This window comes from Methylobacillus draconifructus, from assembly GCF_045984355.1.
Taxonomy (GTDB): domain Bacteria; phylum Pseudomonadota; class Gammaproteobacteria; order Burkholderiales; family Methylophilaceae; genus Methylobacillus; species Methylobacillus flagellatus_A.
On the sequence record NZ_JBJQII010000003.1, the window covers coordinates 27,072 to 46,494 of the forward strand.

At 50.0% G+C, this 19,423-nt stretch carries 18 protein-coding genes and 1 pseudogene; 1 reads left to right on the top strand and 18 read right to left on the bottom strand.

Features of this window, described 5'->3' with window-relative positions; genetic code table 11:
• Nucleotides 1-39 precede the first annotated feature (39 nt).
• The 5 genes and pseudogenes from ACJSDX_RS06635 to ACJSDX_RS06655 form a co-directional block, all read right to left on the bottom strand.
• Entirely contained in the window at nucleotides 40-1,740 is a 1,701-nt protein-coding gene (locus ACJSDX_RS06635) for a ShlB/FhaC/HecB family hemolysin secretion/activation protein (protein ID WP_309565074.1), read from the bottom strand.
• Between the two features lie 86 nt (nucleotides 1,741-1,826).
• A complete protein-coding gene (locus ACJSDX_RS06640; protein ID WP_407994035.1) occupies nucleotides 1,827-3,749 on the bottom strand; it encodes a beta strand repeat-containing protein in 1,923 nt (640 codons plus the stop codon).
• 309 nt (nucleotides 3,750-4,058) lie between these two features.
• The gene (locus ACJSDX_RS06645) at nucleotides 4,059-5,612 is read right to left on the bottom strand and encodes a PAS domain-containing sensor histidine kinase (RefSeq protein ID WP_407994379.1); all 1,554 of its coding nucleotides are present in this window, start codon (nucleotides 5,610-5,612) and stop codon (nucleotides 4,059-4,061) included.
• A gap of 150 nt (nucleotides 5,613-5,762) precedes the next feature.
• Nucleotides 5,763-5,957, bottom strand: a pseudogene (locus tag ACJSDX_RS06650) (hypothetical protein); the annotation flags it as partial.
• Between the two features lie 6 nt (nucleotides 5,958-5,963).
• A complete protein-coding gene (locus tag ACJSDX_RS06655; RefSeq protein WP_407994036.1) occupies nucleotides 5,964-6,611 on the bottom strand; it encodes a response regulator in 648 nt (215 codons plus the stop codon).
• A gap of 157 nt (nucleotides 6,612-6,768) precedes the next feature.
• Between ACJSDX_RS06655 and ACJSDX_RS06660 the strand changes: the two genes are divergently transcribed.
• A complete protein-coding gene (locus ACJSDX_RS06660; protein WP_407994037.1) occupies nucleotides 6,769-7,161 on the top strand; it encodes a response regulator transcription factor in 393 nt (130 codons plus the stop codon).
• 6 nt (nucleotides 7,162-7,167) lie between these two features.
• Here the strand turns inward: ACJSDX_RS06660 and ACJSDX_RS06665 are convergent, their stop codons facing one another.
• The 13 genes from ACJSDX_RS06665 to ACJSDX_RS06725 all read right to left on the bottom strand — a co-directional run bounded on the left by ACJSDX_RS06665 (nucleotide 7,168) and on the right by ACJSDX_RS06725 (nucleotide 19,421).
• Entirely contained in the window at nucleotides 7,168-7,686 is a 519-nt protein-coding gene (locus ACJSDX_RS06665) for a hypoxanthine-guanine phosphoribosyltransferase (protein ID WP_407994038.1), read from the bottom strand.
• A 38-nt stretch (nucleotides 7,687-7,724) separates the two neighbouring features.
• Nucleotides 7,725-8,600, bottom strand: a complete 876-nt coding sequence (galU, locus tag ACJSDX_RS06670) for a UTP--glucose-1-phosphate uridylyltransferase GalU (RefSeq protein WP_407994039.1) — start codon at nucleotides 8,598-8,600, stop codon at nucleotides 7,725-7,727.
• Nucleotides 8,601-8,621: 21 nt separating this feature from the next.
• Nucleotides 8,622-10,451 (bottom strand): polysaccharide biosynthesis protein, encoded by a 1,830-nt coding sequence (locus tag ACJSDX_RS06675; protein WP_407994380.1) that lies wholly within the window; start codon nucleotides 10,449-10,451, stop codon nucleotides 8,622-8,624.
• 174 nt (nucleotides 10,452-10,625) lie between these two features.
• Nucleotides 10,626-11,177, bottom strand: a complete 552-nt coding sequence (locus ACJSDX_RS06680) for a sugar transferase (RefSeq protein ID WP_407994040.1) — start codon at nucleotides 11,175-11,177, stop codon at nucleotides 10,626-10,628.
• Between the two features lie 2 nt (nucleotides 11,178-11,179).
• Entirely contained in the window at nucleotides 11,180-12,124 is a 945-nt protein-coding gene (locus ACJSDX_RS06685) for a UDP-glucose 4-epimerase family protein (protein ID WP_407994041.1), read from the bottom strand.
• Nucleotides 12,124-12,891, bottom strand: coding sequence for a glycosyltransferase family 2 protein (locus tag ACJSDX_RS06690; RefSeq protein WP_407994042.1), 768 nt, complete (start codon nucleotides 12,889-12,891; stop codon nucleotides 12,124-12,126). Before ACJSDX_RS06690 ends, ACJSDX_RS06685 begins: the two co-directional genes overlap by 1 nt.
• Before the next feature lie 2 nt (nucleotides 12,892-12,893).
• Entirely contained in the window at nucleotides 12,894-14,051 is a 1,158-nt protein-coding gene (locus ACJSDX_RS06695; RefSeq protein WP_407994043.1) for a glycosyltransferase family 4 protein, read from the bottom strand.
• Nucleotides 14,048-14,980, bottom strand: coding sequence for an NAD-dependent epimerase/dehydratase family protein (locus ACJSDX_RS06700; protein WP_407994044.1), 933 nt, complete (start codon nucleotides 14,978-14,980; stop codon nucleotides 14,048-14,050). Before ACJSDX_RS06700 ends, ACJSDX_RS06695 begins: the two co-directional genes overlap by 4 nt.
• Nucleotides 14,977-15,831, bottom strand: coding sequence for a class I SAM-dependent methyltransferase (locus ACJSDX_RS06705; RefSeq protein ID WP_407994045.1), 855 nt, complete (start codon nucleotides 15,829-15,831; stop codon nucleotides 14,977-14,979). Before ACJSDX_RS06705 ends, ACJSDX_RS06700 begins: the two co-directional genes overlap by 4 nt.
• Nucleotides 15,821-16,396 carry an acyltransferase gene (locus tag ACJSDX_RS06710; RefSeq protein ID WP_407994046.1) on the bottom strand — a complete coding sequence of 192 codons (576 nt, stop codon included), beginning with the start codon at nucleotides 16,394-16,396 and terminating at the stop codon, nucleotides 15,821-15,823. The genes ACJSDX_RS06705 and ACJSDX_RS06710 overlap by 11 nt, the downstream gene beginning before the upstream one ends.
• Nucleotides 16,393-17,295, bottom strand: coding sequence for a glycosyltransferase (locus ACJSDX_RS06715; protein ID WP_407994047.1), 903 nt, complete (start codon nucleotides 17,293-17,295; stop codon nucleotides 16,393-16,395). Before ACJSDX_RS06715 ends, ACJSDX_RS06710 begins: the two co-directional genes overlap by 4 nt.
• Before the next feature lie 121 nt (nucleotides 17,296-17,416).
• Nucleotides 17,417-17,725, bottom strand: a complete 309-nt coding sequence (locus ACJSDX_RS06720) for an FkbM family methyltransferase (RefSeq protein ID WP_407994381.1) — start codon at nucleotides 17,723-17,725, stop codon at nucleotides 17,417-17,419.
• Nucleotides 17,726-18,050: 325 nt separating this feature from the next.
• Nucleotides 18,051-19,421 carry a flippase gene (locus ACJSDX_RS06725; RefSeq protein WP_407994048.1) on the bottom strand — a complete coding sequence of 457 codons (1,371 nt, stop codon included), beginning with the start codon at nucleotides 19,419-19,421 and terminating at the stop codon, nucleotides 18,051-18,053.
• Between the last annotated feature and the right edge of the window lie 2 nt (nucleotides 19,422-19,423).

The window sequence follows — 19,423 nt, forward strand, 5'->3', positions numbered from 1 at the left end:
CCCTATGGGTGCTCTTTTTTTATGCCGGCTTGCGCCGCTTTAGAACGGAATGCCGAAATTGAAGCCGAATGCGAGATCCTTCAACGCATTGCCGCGTCCGCCCGACGTAATCGCCTTGGAAAGGGAAAAATCCAGGTTGGTACGGTCAGGCTGGTCGCTGATCAAGCGCACGCCGAGAGAGACCGAACTCATATGGTCGAAGTCCTGCGTCTTGGTATGCTCGTAGATGCGCGCCGACTCAAGCAACACATAGGGTTGCAAGCCGACCATCTGGTAAAACGGCAATTTGTAATTGAATGGCACGGTACGGTTCAGCTCTAGGGTGATCCCCCACCCCGAATCGCCTACCAAGCGGCCGGGACGGTAAGCGCGGCCATGCTGGTAGCCGCCGAACTGCACTTTCTCGGTGATGGGCAAGTTATCCGGCGAATACTGCACAGTGCCTGATACCGACGTGCCCCAGGCCCCATCAAGGTAGTTGCGCTGCACGAAGCTCACGACGTACTTGGAAAAATTCAAGTCGATGTCGCTGTTAATGGGCGGTGCAGGGAAATTGGTGGCAATCTCCTTCGAAGCGCCCATGGCGTCCAAGCCGCGGCTCATCGTCAACTGCAACCGTCGCCCGCGCCGCGCGGTGCTATCGCTATAGCTGCCTCCTACCGAGAGCGTGCGCACGTCGGAGGTCGTGGTAATGGCGGCGCCGTTTTGCTTGCTGTGGATCTCATCCTCGAAATTATTGGCGGTCAATGACACGTTCGCCAGCAGGCTTCTATCCTGGCGCAGCACCAAGGGATAGCTCAGGCCGACGCTCAGCCGCTGCGACTTCACCTGGCGGCCTAAACCTGATGCCAGCTCCGCAGTTGGCTTGCCGTCATAATCGGAGGCCTCCACCCTCGCCACCAGCCCTTCCTTGCCGATGGGCTGCGCATAGCTCAACGCATAGTATTGCTCGTTCTCCGCGGAAATCAGGGTGGATGCCGTGATCTCCTCCGCCAGCCGGGTATTGCCGCTTGCCTTGACAGTAAAGATGCCGCGCGTGAACGGCTGCACAGTCTCCAGCCGGCCCAAGGCCTCCATGGCCTTGCGCTCTACCTTGAGGGACAACTCGGACGCGCCATCCATCTGTTGGGGCAATGGGAGGGAGGCTTGTATCTTCAAGCCCGGCAACAAGCCCAGCATGGTCGTATAACGCTCCATGGTGGGGCGGGTCAATGGCTTTTCCGCCAGCAGCGGGGCGATGATCTCGCGGATCTTGCCTTCGGTGGCTCCCGGATTGCCCTCGATCTTGACGGAACCGATATGCCCTTCGATGACGACGACCTTGATGATCGGCTCATTGAAGTTTTGTGCGGGAATATAGCAGAACGATAACGGCAGGCCGCGCTTCTGGTAAAACTCGGTGACCTGGTTGGATAATTCTATGATCTTGGCAATAGTGATCTTTTTATTGGCATAAGGGGCGAAAAAAGCGCTGACCTCCTCGAACGGCACCGCTTTCACGCCATAAATCCCGAAACTGGCAGGCTGCACCTCCGTCGCCAGTATCTTCTGCACCTCCGGGGATATCCCGCTTTTTTGCTCCACCTGCACTTCGGCTTGCGGCCTGGTTCTTGGGGCCTCGGCCTTGGGCAAGGTATCCACCGGGTTTTCCACTGCGTATGAATAAGGCGGGCCCGCCAGCATGCTGGCCACCAGCACGCCTACTCCTGCCCTTGCCAGGCATTTTTTTCCCTTCTGCATCTTCTCCCCTATGCAGTCCATCCATGCAACTCAATAAAAATCCCGGCAGTAGGAACTACTACCGGGACCTTATGGCTTTCAAGACATTACTGCCCCAAAAGAGCGCCCAACAGGCCGGACAAGCCATTCCCTGCAGAATTGCCGCCATTGGCCGCAGGTGAGCTTGCAGCAGCCACCCCCCCATTCTGGGTGATGCCACTCAGAATATTGGTAACAGGTACAAGCAGACCACCACCATTATTGCCTGACAACAATGCCGTGACTGGTGTCAGAAGATTACCTGCAGGAGCGCCCCCCTCTGCAGAGCCCAATGCCAAGACGTTGGTGAGAGGCGTCAATAAGCCGCCATTGAGAGATGTGCCGTTACCCGCCAGGTTTGTCACTGGGGCCAACAAGTTGCCGTTGGGTAATGCTCCTCCCAGCAGGCCGGTTAGAGGTGCCAGCAACCCATTCAAACCGTTCACATTGCCAGTGCCAGCGGCCAGCACATTGGTGACCGGGGCAAGCACGTTGCCTAATCCGCCCAGGTTGCCCGACGAGAGGTTCAGAACGGGCGCCAGCACACCGCCATTGCCATTCCCGGCGGCACTGCTGGTGAGCGGCAAGACGCCAGATGGGCCGATCAATGGATCCAACGCTGTCTTATTACCCTCCGCACTCGCCAACGGCAACACGCCGCCTTGGCCCACCAGGGGATCAAGCAGTGTCGGCTGGCCATTTCCGGCTTGGCCGCTAGTCAATGGCAAAACGCCATTCTTGCCCACCAACGGGTCGAGCAATGTCTGGTCGCCGCCTGCGGTGGTCAAAGGCAGGACGCCATTGGTGCCGACCAGGGGATCAAGGACACCGCCCGCCCCAGCCAGTACATTAGTGACTGGAGCCAAGGCGCCATTGCCCGCGACAGAACCAACGACACTCTTGGCCAGGCCGGCCACGCCATCGACCGCATATTTGCTGGTATCCGCCACTTGCGCGATCAGGCCGTTGCCCAGACCGTCCAGGCCTGGCAAGCCATTGCCGCCGCCGAGCAGATCAGTTACTGGGGACAAGCCGCCCTCAACGCCAGGAATAGCGCTGCCGAGGCTGGAGCCAAGCTGTCCCACCACGCCGCCGACTGTCGTGGTCAAGGGCGTCACGATGCCGTCCACAGTGCCACCGACAGCGGTAGTTGCGCCAGCCAGCGTGCCTACTGTATTACCCACGGTTTGCAAGGTAGGGGCCAGTGTTGACGCTACAGGGGCAGTGACGCCCGCGACAGTATCCAGCAACGGATTGGCAACGCCCGCTACCGTATTGACCACAGGAGCAAGCGTGTCCGTGACAGGCGACAATGTCTGCACCACCGGAGCAAGCACGCCTGCCACAGGCTCAACCACCGGCTGCAAGACGCCGCCAGCCGTATTGATCACTGGCGCCAACGGGCCGGCAATCGGCTCGATCACTGCGCCAAGGCCGCCAAGCACCGGGGTGATCGCATTGCCGGTTGCCGACGTCAGCGGCAGCAGTGCTCCGTTCACCCCGTCCGCCACAGGGCCCAAGGCGGTTGCCAACGGTGCGACAACACCGGAAAGTGATTCGGACGTAGGCCCGAGCGCCGTAGCAACGGGGGCGACAATATCTCCCAAGGCGCCGGTCACGGGCAATAAACTATCGGTGACGGGAGCAAGCGCGCTGGTTAACGGATTGACAGTATGTATGACTGGAGTCAGCACAGGCTGCAAGGCTGAAACCACTGGCGCCAGCACAGGATCCAGCGCCGTTCCTAGCGGATCGGTCACTGGCTGCAAAGCGGTGGTGACTGGTTCGATGACGTCATTGGTCAGGCTGTTGACGCTGTCAATCGTGTCATTGAGCGTATTGGAGGTGGTCGTTACAACTGGAGTATTGCTGGATGATGTTGGTCTAACGTTGCTTTTGCCGTCGCCATCGCAGCCGACCAACGCGATGGAAGAGCAGATGACGGCCATGCTGATCGCATTGTTCAGCGGCACTTTTGATTTGGTGGACATTGCATTCCCCTTCAATATTGATGGAGCCAATTAGTACTTGGTTCCGTTTCCATACATAACGCCAAGCGGCCCAGATAACGTAAAGCGACTTGTTGGGTAGCTTGTTGTCGATCGAGTGGCTGTTTATTTCATATCCAAGCCACATATTTATCATTTTTATCACTTTTATCAAAAGTGTCAATTATTTTCCTGTATTCATGTGATGGAAATAAAAAAGCCATTTCCCTAATCACTCGGGAAATGGCTTGTATATCGAAACTAGAGGAAAAATCAGCCGATCGGCTTCAGAGACAATTGATGGCTCCTAATTTAGTCCTTGAGCTTCTTCAGCCATAAGGTGACCACACTGCCCTCTCCATAAACAGAGGAAACGTCAACCCATCCGCCATGAATCTCCATGATTTCCTTGACCAAGCAGAGCCCCAGGCCTGTGCCGGGAATGCTGCCTGAGGTATCGGCGCGGTAAAAACGCTCGAACAAATGATCCATGTGCTCCTTGCTCATGCCGATCCCATGATCCTCGATCGCAATCCCGACATAGGTATGCTGATATCGCTGCTGTTCCTGGATATGCAGGCGGATCTCGGTGCCCGGATCGGAATATTTATGCGCATTGGAAAGCACGTTCACCAGGGCTTGGATCAGTTTGTCAAAATCCGCAGACACTTTGAGCGCATGATTGTTGAAGTGGAAGCTGATCGCCCGCCCATCGCCGCTGACGAGAAACTCTTTGAGCGCAGTATCGACAATGTCCGTCAGCCGATAAGGCTTGATATCGAAACTCATCCCCTTCCTTGCCTCGATCTTGGCAAGGTCGAGCAGATCGTTGATCAGCTTGGTCAACCTCACGGATTGCCGGTGCACGGTCGCCAACATGTCTTTTTGCTGCTCGGCGGTGAACTCGCGCTTCAAGAGCAGTTCCGTGAAGCCATGGATGCTCGACATCGGCGTTCTTAGCTCATGCGCGGCCATGGAAAGGAACTCCCCTTTCATACGGTGCAGCTCCGACTCTTGGGTAATGTCGCGAAAATAATGGATGGTACCCACGAAACGGTCATCTGAATCATGTGCCTCGCGGACAGAGTGCTTGATTACCGTCAATTTTGGTTTCGTCATCCGCATGACGACGGCATCCGGCAACCGTTGGGATGCCGTCCCGTGGTCATCCTGGCAAAGCGACTTCAGAAGACGGACAAATTCATCCTGCGGGATTGCATACAGTTGCTCTGGCTTCAGCCCCGTCATGTTCAAGAAGGCAGGATTGAAGAAACTCAGGATGCCTTTCTTGTTGAATGTCACGAAACCATCCGGGCTAAGTTCAAACGTGCTTTGCATGATGCCATGCAGGCGGCTGGAGGTTTCCTGGGCTGCTTTCTTTTCGGTAATGTCGCGCGCAACGGCAATATAGTTGAAGACCTGCCCATTGGCATCGAACAAAGGTTCGATATCAAGGTCAACCCAATAGCTTGAGCCATCTTTTGCAGTCCGCAGCAACTCGGCTTGGAAGCTTTGCTTGGCGTCTAGCTGCCGCTTGATCTGCGCAACCGCTTCCTCATCTCCGTCCATCAGGTCTCCGAGATATCGGCCGACCACCTCTTCGGGCAAGTATCCCGAACGACGCACATAGGCATCATTCACCCATTCCACATAGCCCAGCGCATTGGCAATGACCACGGAGTTGTCGGTCATGGAGACGATATGGGTGAGCGTCCTGGATTCGGTTTCCCGCATTGACAGCAAGGCATGCGCTTGGAACAACTGTTTTTTCTGCACAGTCAGCTTGCGCATATTGGCTACAGATGAATTGGAGATGCGGGAGCCCGCACGTCTCGAAATCCTGGGGCCGATGCGAAGTTTGCTCATATCCGATGTATCTTCGATCCAGGGCACCAGCAGGAAGGCAACACAGTCCTCTTGATGCAATGCCACCTTGCCGCCTAACAGCAATCCGCTTGCCTTATGCCGCAAAAGGCAGGCCTGCCCGCGCATGTTCAGCAACGACGCCAGGCAAAACTCCTCAACCGGGGAAATGCTCTCGAAGCAGTCAGGCAGCTTGCGGCCATTCAGCCGCCCGCAATCCAAAACCTGCAGCCCATCGCCCGACTCCTGGATAACCAGTTGTTCATCGACAATGATATGGAAGGGAAAAGCAGCCAGGAAATCTGGTATTGAACGGGGTAATTGTAGCGCTGGCCTAAATTGACGCATGAGCTTTCATCTGGCCTTGTCCGATGCATTGGCGATCATCGACTCAATGATGGGTTCGAGTTGACTCAGGGCGACTGGTTTGCGGAACAACAATACGCCTTCAGGCAACCCGCCCTTGTCTTGGATATAGTCATCGTTCAATGCCGTCAGTGCAATGATATTCAGCTTGCTGAACTGATTGGAGCTTTTCAGGTGACGCAACATCTCGAAGCCGCTCATGCCGGGCATGTTCAGGTCGGTGATCAAAAGGTTCGGGACTTCACGCCCAAGGCTGATCAGCCCCTCGAATCCGTCTGTGGCCACATCGATGCGTACAGGGTGCTTCCAACTGGAAAAGAAATAAGTAAAGAGATTGCGCAATGCGCTGTCATCCTCGACCAGAAGAATATGGAATGCTTTTGGCGCTACGGCCGCGCCGCTCGCATGTGCAATGGCCTGCTTGCGCTGGCCGAGGATATGGTCAATCGAAGAGCGCGCGATCCGGCGATGCCCCCCTGCCGTCTTCCACGCCTTCAGCACCCCCGACTCGACCCATAATTGTACTGTGCGCAAGGAAACCTCCAGCACCCTGGAGGCATCCCTCGTGGATATGAACTCTTCCTTCCCAGTATCTTGATTAACCATGACGCTATTATTGGAATGTAATATAGACATTATCCTGAGTTATAAATAAAAATCAATCAGATAGATTCACTCCCCTATCATGTGCGTTGACATATTTAATCAATATGATAAAAATGATAAGAATACCACTCATAAATAGCATTATGGTGTCATGCCAATAAAACCAACAAAAAAAGGGGAGCGCGAATTGCGTAAGATACTCATCATTGAAGATCAAGAAGACGTGCGCAAACTCATCCACATCAGCCTGGGAGACGATCAGTATGCCATTTACGAAGCGACCAACGGAGATAGCGGCCTAGCCCTGGCAGAGCAATTGAAACCGGACCTGATCCTGATGGACATCATGATGCCGGGCATCATGAACGGCTACCAGATATGCGACGCATTGAAGGGAAAGAAAGACTTCAAGAACACTAGAATCGTGTTCCTGACTGCCCGCGCCCAAGAGCAAGACATGCTGGACGGCTACCGCTCAGGTTGCGACGACTACCTGGTCAAACCCTTCAGTCCGATCAGGCTGGCGGAAATCGTCAAGTCCCTGCTCGCAAACAGCAATGCCGCGGCCAAACACTACTAAGTCAGATCAATCCTGCAGGGCATAGATGGCAGGCAAGTTACGCCACCAGCCATATGCATCCATGCCGCAGCCAAAAACATACTGATCCGGGACTTCCAGGCCGACGAAATCCGCCTTGATCGGCTTATCACGCCCCAGCGTTTTTTCGACCAGAACTGCCACCACCACACGCTTGGCGCCAAGCGCCAAGCATTGCGTCTTGATTTCCGCCAGCGTCACGCCCTCATCCAGGATATCGTCCAGCACCAAAACGGTCCTGCCGCGAACCTCCTCCCCAGGCTTTACCTTCCAAACCAGTTGCGCATCACCATGCGTACGGTTGTGATAACGGCTCGCCTGGACATAGCCGAATTCCAAGGGAAATGTCAGCTGAGGCAATAGCTGCCCGGTGAATACGACCCCTCCTCCCATGACACATAGGACGAGGGGCTTCTCTTCCTTCAGCAGGGCAATCACCTCCTGCGCAACCCTCGCCACTGCTTGCGCTACATGTTGCTCATCATGAATCAGAATGGACTGCTGCAAGATGAGCCCGGGATTTCCCTGTAACACAGACACAACGACTACTTGGTCAGGTCACGCAAATACTGTGCAAACTCTGTGCCGAATTCCTCATGCTTCAAGGAGTATTCGACATTGGCCTTGACGTAACCCAGCTTGCTGCCGCAATCGTAGCGTTTTCCGTCAAAGCGGTAGGCCAGTATTTTTTGTTGCTCCATCAAGGCGGCTATACCATCGGTCAATTGGATTTCACCGCCCTTGCCAGGCTTGACGTTCTCCAGGCATGCAAAAATCTCAGGCGTAAGGATATAACGGCCGACAACGGCTAGGTTGGATGGCGCCTCTTCTGGCTGAGGCTTCTCCACAATGCCATTCAACTGCAGGACATTGGGTCCGCTCACCTCTGTCGCATCCACGATGCCATAGCTGGCAGTCTCACTAGGCTCGACATCTTCAACGCCCAGGATACTGACGCCTTCCTTTTCAAACAGCTCTGTCATTTGTTGCATTGCGGGCTTGTCGGCATCGATCAAGTCGTCCGCCAGAATCACCGAGAAAGGCTCATTGCCGACGACAGATTTGGCAAGCAGTACTGCATGTCCCAGGCCAAGCGCCTCAGCCTGGCGAATATAGATGCAGGAAACATTTTTCGGCAGAATGTTCTGGATCTGGTGCAGCACATCCAGCTTCTTACTAATCTCAAGTGTTGCCTCAAGCTCGAAAGACTTATCGAAATGGTCTGGAATCGAGCGCTTGTTGCGCCCAATGATGAAAATCAGCTCTGTCGCACCGGCCGCCACGGCTTCCTCTGCCGCATACTGGATCAATGGCTTATCTACGATGGGCAACATCTCTTTAGGGCTTGCCTTGGTTGCCGGCAAGAAACGTGTACCCAAACCAGCTACAGGGAATACTGCCTTGGTAATTTTTTTGGTCATCTCTTCAATGTCTTTCTTGATTTAATGTATGGTTGAAGACTCGGATGGCAACACTAGCGCCGGGTTAGCATGGATGTCCCCCGCATACTCCTCCACCCACATGCCCAGCTCTTGCTTGATGACAGATTCATCTATGAGCGATGCCCTGTCTATCCACTTCAGCAGCGCTTGCACCCAAGCCTCATCTACGTTCCGCGCCACAGCAATACGCAACTTATCATGCGGCGTCGGTAAAGTGAGTTCGTCGTCGGCCAAAAGTTCCTCATAGAGCTTCTCGCCGGGACGCAACCCAGAATATACGATCTCAATGTCATCTTCATTAAGACCGGATAGCCGTATCATATCACGCGCCAAGTCCACAATCCTGACAGGGTCTCCCATGTCCAACACGAATATCTCCCCTCCGCTTCCCATCATGCCGGCCTGCATGACCAACTGGCACGCCTCGGGAATCGACATGAAATAACGGGTAATCTCGGGATGCGTGACCGTAATCGGCCCGCCTGCCGCAATCTGCTCCCGGAACTTAGGGATGACACTGCCGCTGCTGCCCAGCACATTGCCAAAACGTACCACGACGAAGCGCGTGCCCGACTCCTCCTGCAAGCCTTGACATACCATCTCCGCCAAGCGCTTGCTGGCCCCCATGACGTTCGTCGGGTTCACCGCCTTATCGGTCGAGACCAGCACAAACTTGGCAACCCCTGCAGTTTTACACGCCTGGGCCAATGTGTAAGTACCGTTGACATTATTTGACAATGACTCGGCCACATTTCGGTTCTCCATCATGGGCACATGCTTGTACGCTGCGGCATGAAACACCACCTGGGGCATGTAGCGCCCAAGCACTTGCCTTACCCGCCGGGCATTTCTCACATCGCCCACCACATACTCGATGCTGGTATCGGTCTCAACCCTATTGAACTCCTGCTCCAATCGATACAGCGCATATTCCGACTGATCCAGGCAAACCAGGCATGCCGGGCGATACTTCAGCACCTGGCGGCACAACTCAGAACCGATGGAACCGCCGGCGCCGCTGATCAACACCGCCTGCCCCTCAAGCAAATGTTGCAGCCCCTCCCCGTCAAGACTGACCGGCTCGCGTCCGAGCAAATCCTCCACTTCCACCGGCCTAAGCTGTGCCATGCTCAGGCGCCCGCTCATCAGGTCGTCAAAAGACGGCACGGTGAGTGCGGTCAAGCCGCTCTTGTTGGCTAGTTCAACCACCTGCCTGCGCCGTTGATGACGTGCGGACGGCATGGCGACAATCACATGGCTGACGGACAAATCATCGGCAATCTGCGGCAATTGCTCAATTTCCCCCAACACATTGATGCCCAGCAACTCTCGCCCAAGCATCGTTTTCTTGTCATCCAGCAATCCGACCACATACCATTCACGGCTTTTGGAAAGGTCTTTCAACAAGGCAATCGCCGCCTCGCCAGCCCCGAGCACCAGCACCGGTTTTCCAGCTAATTCGGCAGCGCCATACAATCGATGCTCTTTCCATGCACGATAGGCAAAACGGCTGCCTCCCATGAATAGCAATAACAACATCGGGTCCATGAGCAATACCGATCTTGGGACAATGCCGTGCGGCTTGAACATGAACAAGATGGCAACGACAGCAGCAGCACTTATAGAAATCGCACGAATCAAGCGTTGCAAGTCCGGAATGCTGGCAAAGCGCCAAACTCCGCGATAAAGGCCAGTAAACAAGAACACCATTGCCTGCAAAGGAATCACCCAAGCGGCACTTTCCAGCATGCTTTGCGTGAAATTGCTTGGAATGTCGAAATTAAAGCGGAAAAGAAAAGCCACCCACCATGCCAACGCCGCCACAGCAATATCATGAAGCCAGGCGCTTAAAGACCGTGGGTTCCTCAAACTAATATAATTGGACCACTTGAATGTTGAATGGATGTTCAGCACGCATCAAACCCAAAATGAAATAAATGCATTTTACTCAAAAACGTTTCCCAATAATCCATCATCCAAAACAACTAGCTCATGTCCTTGCAGTTAACGCACAACACGATCGCCACGCCCTTTACCCAGCAATGTCTGGAACAACAATTTAAAATAAAGCGATATCCGCATGTCGCGCAACATTCGCGCATCGGTTTCAGCCAACAGCTTAGGAACGGACATATCAATATCGTTTACCTGCGCAATTCCCGTAATGCCAGGGCGCGCATCATAGACACCTAGCTTTGCCCGCTCGGCGATCAGCTCCTCTTGATTGAACAAATTAGGCCGCGGTCCGACAAGGCTCATTTCCCCTTTCAGTACATTCCATAACTGCGGCAACTCATCCAACTTGGTCTTGCGCAAAAAACTTCCCAACTTTGTAATCGATGAAGCTGAAGCCAAATGACTGGCGACCGAAGCAGTATCCACCTGCATGGTGCGAAACTTCACCAAGGTGAAAGGTTGCTGGTAGCGTCCGACACGCACCTGGCGAAATAAAGGCGACCCTGTATCCCATAATCCTAATAAATAGATAATCAGCAGCAATGGCAAACCGAGAACCAAGCCTAATAGTGAGAACACAACATCAAAAAATCGAATCACGATCAGCCTTCTGCAACAAAGCAACGTCGCAGACCTTCATCTACAGTCACAGGCGGCGTCCATTCCAACATTTCCTGAGTTTTGGAAATATCGACTTGCAAAGAACCTAAAAGCCGCTGGGCAACCATCCTTTTACCCAGCATGGTCAAACCCGTGTTTAACACACCGGCTGGAATCGGAATTAACCGGGAAGAAACTCCTGCAGCCTTGGCTAAACGCCGCAACAAATCAGAAGTGGACAAATCCTCGCCATCGCTTACCAGAAAAACCTGGTTAGCAGCTGCTGGATGATCAATGCATGTCATGATCAGGCTCACCAAATTATCAATCGCCACCAAAGAGCGCTGGTTGTGGATAGCCCCCAAAGGCAAAGGCACACCGCTTGTAACCAGTTTCATCATACTGGCAAAGTTACCTTTCACCCCAGATCCATACACCAACGGAGGACGAATGATCACAACCTCCATCCCAGTTTCCCTCGCCAAGGCCAATAAACCCTGCTCCGCCTCGAACTTTGAAATACCGTATGCATCTTCGGGAGCTGGTATATCGTTCGCAGTAAAAGGCTGCTCAGATACCGTCTGTTCACCGTTAACTTTGATTGAGCTAACAAAAACAAACCGTTTTACCCCAGCAAGAGCAGCTTGACGGGCCAGGTTCAAAGTCCCTTCGACATTCGTTTCGCGATATGCATCCAAAGGATTGGCAAGCGATTCACGCATGACATGAACCCGGGCAGCAAGATGGACAACAACATCCATCTCAGCCAAGTACATTTGCCAATCAGTATGACCATCAACGACCGGTACTAAAATATACTCATGCTTGGCAACTTCTTGAAATAGCTTGCTTCTGGCACAAGCGACCACTTTATGAGCAGAATCTGCCAGAGCAGTACACAATGCTCGACCAACAAATCCACTTGCCCCTGTAATCAAAATACGCATTAATTCGTATTATCTATATGAGGTTTAATGAAAAATTGTGGCAAGCGAGAGAAGACCTTACGCGGAATAAACAGCGGCCCCACATTCAGGCCATGCAGCTTACATGCGCGATACGCTTCCAGATTACCCTTGATCACGCCACGGATGCTGTTATTGGAAGCGCCACCCACGCGCATTCTGATCCAGACACGCGGGACATAAACTGACCGGATACCGTGAACTTCAAGAAACCGCATCGTGAGCTCAAAATCCGCCTGTCGTGGGAAGCGAAGGTCGAACCCTCCCAATGATTCATAGACGCTGCGCCTCACAAAAAAAGTGGGATGGGCCGGCATCCAGCCCCGCTTGAAAAGACCCGCTTCAAAATCTCTAGATTTCCAGTATCTAATCACGCGTGACGTATCAGATTGATCTACATATAAAAGATCGGCATAACAGGCTTGCACATCCGGATCCTTGAAAACCTCGGCCACCTGATCCAGCACTGTATCATCGGCATAGAAATCATCCGCATTCAACAGCCCGACCACATCACCTGTCGCCAGCTTCAATCCCTTGTTCATCGCATCATAAATACCTTGATCCAGCTCCGAGACATACTGCGTAACACTGGGAGCGCCCTTTACAATCTCCATGGTGTTGTCCTGAGAAGCGCCATCCACAACAATATGCTCACGATTACTGTATTGCTGGGACGCGACTGAGGCAATCGTATCAGCAATGGTTGCAGCACTGTTATAGCAAACGGTGATAATGGAAATTTTCATACTTACCCGGCAACCTCTTTAACCATGTTGGCAAAGCTGGCTGAAAAATCAGCCATACCTTTACACGCCCGCTCAACCACCGTTTGCTCTTGCTGCAGTCTTGGACGCTGGGGGCGGATGACATGTCTCTTCAGCATCTCGGCCAAATGCTCAGCGTCATCTAGCTTAAAATACTTCGCTTGCTCTCCAGCTTGCTCGCGATGCACATTGATATCGGAGAGCAGCATTTCCACGCCCAATACCTTCGCCTCTTCCACGGTAGTACTCCACCCCTCAAACCGTGAGGGATTGAGAAGCGCAATACAACTCATCATCAAGGCTTGAACATCCTCGTAGGGAATCAAGCCGAGCACTCTGAAGTTATTCTCTACCCCCAGTCTATTCGCAAGCGCCAGCAGATTGGGAAAATATTCCGGATCACGCGGGTCACTAGTGTTCCCTGATACGGCAACGACAATCTCGTGACCAGCCTGTTTAGCAATTGCCAGTGCACGAATTACACATTCATGGTTCTTGTGTCGCCAGAACTGGTTGGGCAGGTAAAAAAAATGTTCTGGCAATCCATATCTGGAAACCAGCACATCCACATCAAAGGTACGAGCTTCTATCGGGACGGAAAACCGGACCACATGCAATCTTTGCTGTGGAATACGGTAGAAATGCTGAAAATCAGCCCTGGCATCATTGCTGCTCAGCATAATATGGCGGCCACCTAGGATCTGCATGCGAAAGCCGATTTCACGCTTCCAGAACGCAAAAAAACCAAAATAATGCCTCAGCCGCTGATGCTGCAGATCCGGAATCCAGGCAATACTTTTAATCGGGAATCGCCAACCATAAAAATTGGCAGACTCAAACACAATATCAATGGCATGCTGCTTGAACAACTTTAGCGCCTGGGCATCAACACCCAGGAATAAGGCGTTGATCAAGCGAGTGCGCTTATGCTTTTGATCAAACACGGCTGATTGCACAATTTCAAGGTCTTGTATTTGCTGAAACCTCTTCAGGACAGCTTGATCTGTATCGAGCCCTAGAAACAAAACCGGTTTAATCCTATGGCCCTCGTTGGCAACCAAGGCGCTCAACAGATTAGCCTGATAATTCAACCCGCCCATCCAGCCACGCCCGCCAATCTGGGTGAATGCAATACGCCTCAACGTGACCTCGCCCGATACCAGCGAACAACTTCTTCAATGCCCATGTCGGTTGTAATTTTCGGAGAAAAGCCCAGTTCCCGCGCACGGGTAATATCAGCCACCAGTGAGGCTGGGTCGCCTTTGCGGCCAATACCACTGAACACAATATTATTGCGGCCACCCCATGCTGCTGAAACCAGTGCAGCGATGCCTGCAATACTGGTTGCCTGCCCGGTACCACCGTTGATTACCTGCGGTAACTCAGGCGTAGTAGCCATACGCCAAAGCAGGTCACAGGCATCATTCACATGCAGCCAGTCTCGCAACTCCCGCCCGGTGCCGTGCAACAGAACTTCACCGTCATTCGCTTTCTCAAGCTTTTGGCAGATATCCCACAGCAACTGCTTCTCCAAGCCCGGCCCATATACAGAGAACAGACGCGCCACCCCCAGCTTTAACCCATAAGTTTCCCGGTAAGAAGCAAACAGACTTTCCAGCATGGCTTTATGAAAACCATAAGGTGAAAATGGCGTGCTCTGGGCCTGTTCACTGATTGGCCCTGTAAAACCAGCGCCATACACTGCAGCACTGGATACCCCGACCACCCTGGTTTCAGGCGCATGCTGCCGCACCCATTCCAGTAACCGCGCCGTGGTTTCAACAGTACGTTGAAAATCTTCATAAGGATTCTGAATAGAAGGCCCAACCGCCGATCCGCCTGCCAGATGAAAAATAATATTGGGCAACCCGAAACTGGAAGCCAGATGACTCAGACTGGAAAAATCGACCTCGGCATTCAACCAGCTCTTGAAGCCCCAGGGTGCAAAGTCATCTTCCGTCCAGAACCCATGCCCCAAGCCACGCACAGTTTGTGATTTCTTGGAAATATATTGGGCAAGATTGCGGCCAATAAAGCCCTTTCCACCGGTGATCCAGATTGGTTGCGTCATGATTTCAGGGGCTTGACACACACAAACGAACACAATCTGCCGGGCCTTTTATCCAGCCACGACAGCAAACGCAACAGAGCATTGAATACAACATCTGCATTTAACATAGCTGAAGCCCAACCCAGAAGTGGAATCCTGGAAAGTCGCGCCTTGATTGCCTGCCTGAGCGTTTCATATGTATAAGGGGAATAATTGATTACGCTATCAAAAGGACGCATGACCCTCTTGATCTCAAAACCAGCCTGCCTCATGGCTGCCAGGTACTGTTCCATTGTGTATGCATTTTCACCGCCATAAAGATAATGAAGAGGATGGGCCTCGTAGAATTTAGGCAAATCTGCGTGAGAAGAAATCACATGGTCTCTTACAGCAATAAAAGTACCTCCTGGCTTTAACACCCGAAATAACTCCATACACAGTTGGTCGAGTTGATTTGCGTGATGCAACACTTGCCGAGCAAATACCAAATCAAAGGTATTAGACTCAAACTGAATGCGCTCTCCAAAATCACGAGATACTGAAATTGGCAGTTGATTTGCATCAGCCAAAGATTGAATCGCCCCAGCCCCAACCAGATTGCTATCATCTGGCTCAACCGCAGCCACACGCCAACCATCTTTTGCCAACGCATAACTTGCTATTCCTCGACCAGCGCCAAGATCAAGCGCCATGCCGGGCGTAGTTGGAATCAATTTTTGAATAGCTTGCCATTCAAGGCTCTGGTGGTAGCGTTCAGCCGCCTCATGAACAGAAGCATCGTAGTAGCAATCCAGCACCAATTGCTGCTTATCAGGCTGTGTCATTAACCAGGAAACCGCGGCTTCCCATGTCATGAACATTTTATCGCTCATCTGGTGACAGCTCCCTGATAACCTTGGCAGGATTGCCTGCAACAATCGTCCATGGCGGGACATCTTTTGTCACTACTGAACCAGCGCCGACAATAGCGCCTTCGCCTATACAAACACCTTTAAGAATAATGCTATTGAATCCGATCCATGATTTATCGCCAATCTTCACAGCGTCGACTTTAACATTTGTCCAATTCTTACTACCAATAATCCAATCGACAACATCGGTGGCTCTTTCACTAAATTTAGTACTATGTGAGTTGTGATCAGAAAGAGTTACTCCCCAAGAGATCATCACGTCATCACCTATCTCAACATTATGAGCTACTGAAAACATTGATTTTCCCACAAACGTTCTTCTGCCAACTTTGAGTTGAGACCCAGGCCTCTCGAAATAGATATTTGCCATCACTACAGAATCATTTGCCACTATAAGTTTTACTTTCTTTTGCCCTTTTACACGCCATCCGTAAACATTGGCTCTATCCTCACAAGAAAAAACCTCTAGCCGGGACTTTAGATAAAATTTTGACAACAAAATAATTAAATTTCTAACTATTTTCAATTGGTTAAAATCCTTCTAAGGTATGAGAATATAAGTTCAATCTTTGGCCTTGGCTTAGGTAAAACATCAAGAACATCATTTAGATATGATGTGATAGCAACCGAGCTTGGGAGATTTTGAACTCTAAAATTAATATCCAATTCTGAAGTTTCAATACCACTGACAATACAGTTCTCACCAGTACCATCGAACCCCAAATTCTCAACCAGGTTTTTTTTGGGATAGAGTGTTAAGCCTTTCAAATAGAAGACAGACAAATACCAGCGAATAGCCCACGAGTTTGTTTTACCGTCTTGTTGGGACTTAAGCATCCTAAAGTAATCATATTTTCCACCAAGATTAAATTCTTTAATTTTCTTCTTATCATTTTTAAGCAGGCTAAAGTTTGATGCTGACGGGTCAAATTTATCCCAAGCACGCGACCATGTTGCCCACCCCCATGAAGAAATAAACGGTAAAAAGAAAGCGTCATCTTCCAATTCCAACTTGGCTGGAAACATGTAACCAGCAATTTGCATGACATTCTCATTATTTTGGTAGCGTTGCAGTCCGGCATTCATATACGCCAGAAAATGTGGTGACACACGCAAATCATCTTCAAGCACAATGACACTGCCATGCTCATTACACAGCCTTGTCACACCATCAATCACCGAATTTGCGAGGCCCCAGTTTTTTTCACGCTCAACAATAGTGACCGTCTTAAACCCAGCTATCTGGCGTATATATTCCCTAACCTCATTTACAGCGGCGTGCGCACCTTCATGCTTTGCAGCATCAGAAAATATTAATAAATCAGAATTCTCGGCCTCAGCGTTCTTCAGCAGCGCTTCTACTGTCTCACGGGTATGCTTGGGCCGGTTATAAACAAATAAGGCGATAGGAGACAGATCAGCCATTTGCATTCGTCTTCAATATGGCAACAATATTCTGATATGCAAAAATTTCACATAAAAGTGGGCTATACTCATCTATTTTGATCATTCCATTAGGTATGGAGACGATAAAAGTCATAATCACTCAGTAAGTTCCAGAAATCTCTAAAATAAGTTTTGCAACATTCATCTCATTAAATTCAAACTGCATTGCATTAACTTTTCTCTTTCTTATACTTTCCAAGGCACTCATTAACACATTTAACTCATTTCCTTCTGTATCAATTTTTAACAAGGAAATATTGTTAAGCTTATATTTAATTACAAACTCATCAAGAGTAATCATATTCACAATATGCTCAACAGCTTTGGCATGATGAATTTCCTCTATAACATCTTTAAATATTGATGCATGAGATGATCCATCATTATTTTCGTAATCGTAAAGCGCTATTGTGCCACAGCCACATTAAAACAATGAATTCCTTTATCAGAGTCACAAGACTGTTTAAGCTTCTGATATGTTTTGGGGTGTGGCTCAAATGCATATATATTAGACTTACTACTATAACTTCTGACAAGTTAGAAAAATTTCTAATATTTGCCCCAACATCCACAACAACACCTGTATTTTTTTAAAATACTGCTTTAAGAAATAAGCTTCGCCGCTGACTTTTTCAGATTCATAGTTCAGCACTCCTAGACCAGCCAAACTAAGACGATAAATTGCTATATTAAAAAAATTAAAAACTGGGCGCGCAAATATAAAGCGATAAATTTTAATTATCAATATAACTATTAGCTTTCTTTCTTATAAAATTTAGAGGAATTAAAGATGAAGTTTTCATCCAAAATTTATGCCTAGTTTTTTTATTAAATATATCGAATAAATAGGTTGAAAATATTTGCGAAAGTAATGTTCCAAATGCAGCACCAACGACACCATAAAGTGGAATAAGCATAAAATTAGCTAAAACATTTACTAATAAGCCACAAGCGGATCTATAAAAGAGGTATTTTTGCATGTTTTCCATCACGAACCATTTACTACTTGCAACCCCTAGAAAAACAAATACACTTGCCCAAATATGAATAACAAGAACATTTCCCGCTTGCTCATAAGCCTGTCCAAAAAGCATAACAACCAATAATTTTGAAAAAACTGTCATTGGCAAGGCAACTATAAAGGCTAACAATACCATCAAGTTATAAAGTCGCTGGAGTCGCTGATAATAAATCATTTCACCCCGATTTTTTGACTCAATAATAGCCGGAAAAGTCGATGCTGCTATTGCCATTGGGATAAAATACCAAATCTCACTAACCCGCACTGCTACAGAATAAACCCCTACGGCTTCATCGCCTAGCATTTGCCCAATCATGATCTGGTCTATACGCATATACGCCATAATAGCCAGCCCCGAAAGAACTAATGGCCAACTATCCTTAATTAATATCCTGACTCGTTGGATACTAAAATGCCAATCAAGCAAACTTCTCCCGCGCCATGTGTAAAGACTGATTAAAGCAATAGCAACCATCGCACCTTCAGCAAATAAGGCCCAAACGAATGTCATAAGCTGGGATTGAGTTAAAATCAAGATAACATTAATAATGCCAAAGATTAGAAATACAGAGTTTTCAACCCAGACAACATATTTTGACTGCACCTGAGATTCAAACCAATATTTCACTACTTCGCTAGCTTTAAACACCATGATACAACCAAGCACTGCGACCATGAGGCGGATCACCGAATCAGCAGGCCGAAAAATACCAATAGCAAATACAGCAAGACCTAAAGCCAGAAACCCACCAATAACTTGCAGAAAAAAAGCGGATCCAAGTGAAATATTCGCAGTGTCAGGCTCTTTGACTAAATCACGAACCACAATCCCATTTAATCCTAAACTGGCAATAGCACTAAATAACGCAACAAAGGATAAAGCGTAATTTAATAATCCATACTGCTGTGGTCCAAGATAACGTGCTATCCAGATTCCAATAAACAACCCCAAACCCATACGCAATATACGATCGCCAAATAACCACCCAATATTAGAAATTATTTTTTGCAAATTTGGACGATGCTCAAGCGTAGCTCTCAAGTTGGCTGGTAGATAACGTATCCAGCGTGAAGGGGATATCATAG

Coding starts and splice junctions, on each gene's coding strand:
- ACJSDX_RS06705 (WP_407994045.1), bottom strand. CDS start 15,831: ATGAGCGATAAAATGTTCATGACATGGGAAGCCGCGGTTTCCTGGTTA.
- ACJSDX_RS06700 (WP_407994044.1), bottom strand. CDS start 14,980: ATGACGCAACCAATCTGGATCACCGGTGGAAAGGGCTTTATTGGCCGC.
- ACJSDX_RS06690 (WP_407994042.1), bottom strand. CDS start 12,891: ATGAAAATTTCCATTATCACCGTTTGCTATAACAGTGCTGCAACCATT.
- ACJSDX_RS06645 (WP_407994379.1), bottom strand. CDS start 5,612: ATGAGCAAACTTCGCATCGGCCCCAGGATTTCGAGACGTGCGGGCTCC.
- galU (WP_407994039.1), bottom strand. CDS start 8,600: ATGACCAAAAAAATTACCAAGGCAGTATTCCCTGTAGCTGGTTTGGGT.
- ACJSDX_RS06655 (WP_407994036.1), bottom strand. CDS start 6,611: ATGTCTATATTACATTCCAATAATAGCGTCATGGTTAATCAAGATACT.
- ACJSDX_RS06715 (WP_407994047.1), bottom strand. CDS start 17,295: ATGGCTGATCTGTCTCCTATCGCCTTATTTGTTTATAACCGGCCCAAG.
- ACJSDX_RS06635 (WP_309565074.1), bottom strand. CDS start 1,740: ATGCAGAAGGGAAAAAAATGCCTGGCAAGGGCAGGAGTAGGCGTGCTG.
- ACJSDX_RS06685 (WP_407994041.1), bottom strand. CDS start 12,124: ATGCGTATTTTGATTACAGGGGCAAGTGGATTTGTTGGTCGAGCATTG.
- ACJSDX_RS06725 (WP_407994048.1), bottom strand. CDS start 19,421: ATGATATCCCCTTCACGCTGGATACGTTATCTACCAGCCAACTTGAGA.
- ACJSDX_RS06640 (WP_407994035.1), bottom strand. CDS start 3,749: ATGTCCACCAAATCAAAAGTGCCGCTGAACAATGCGATCAGCATGGCC.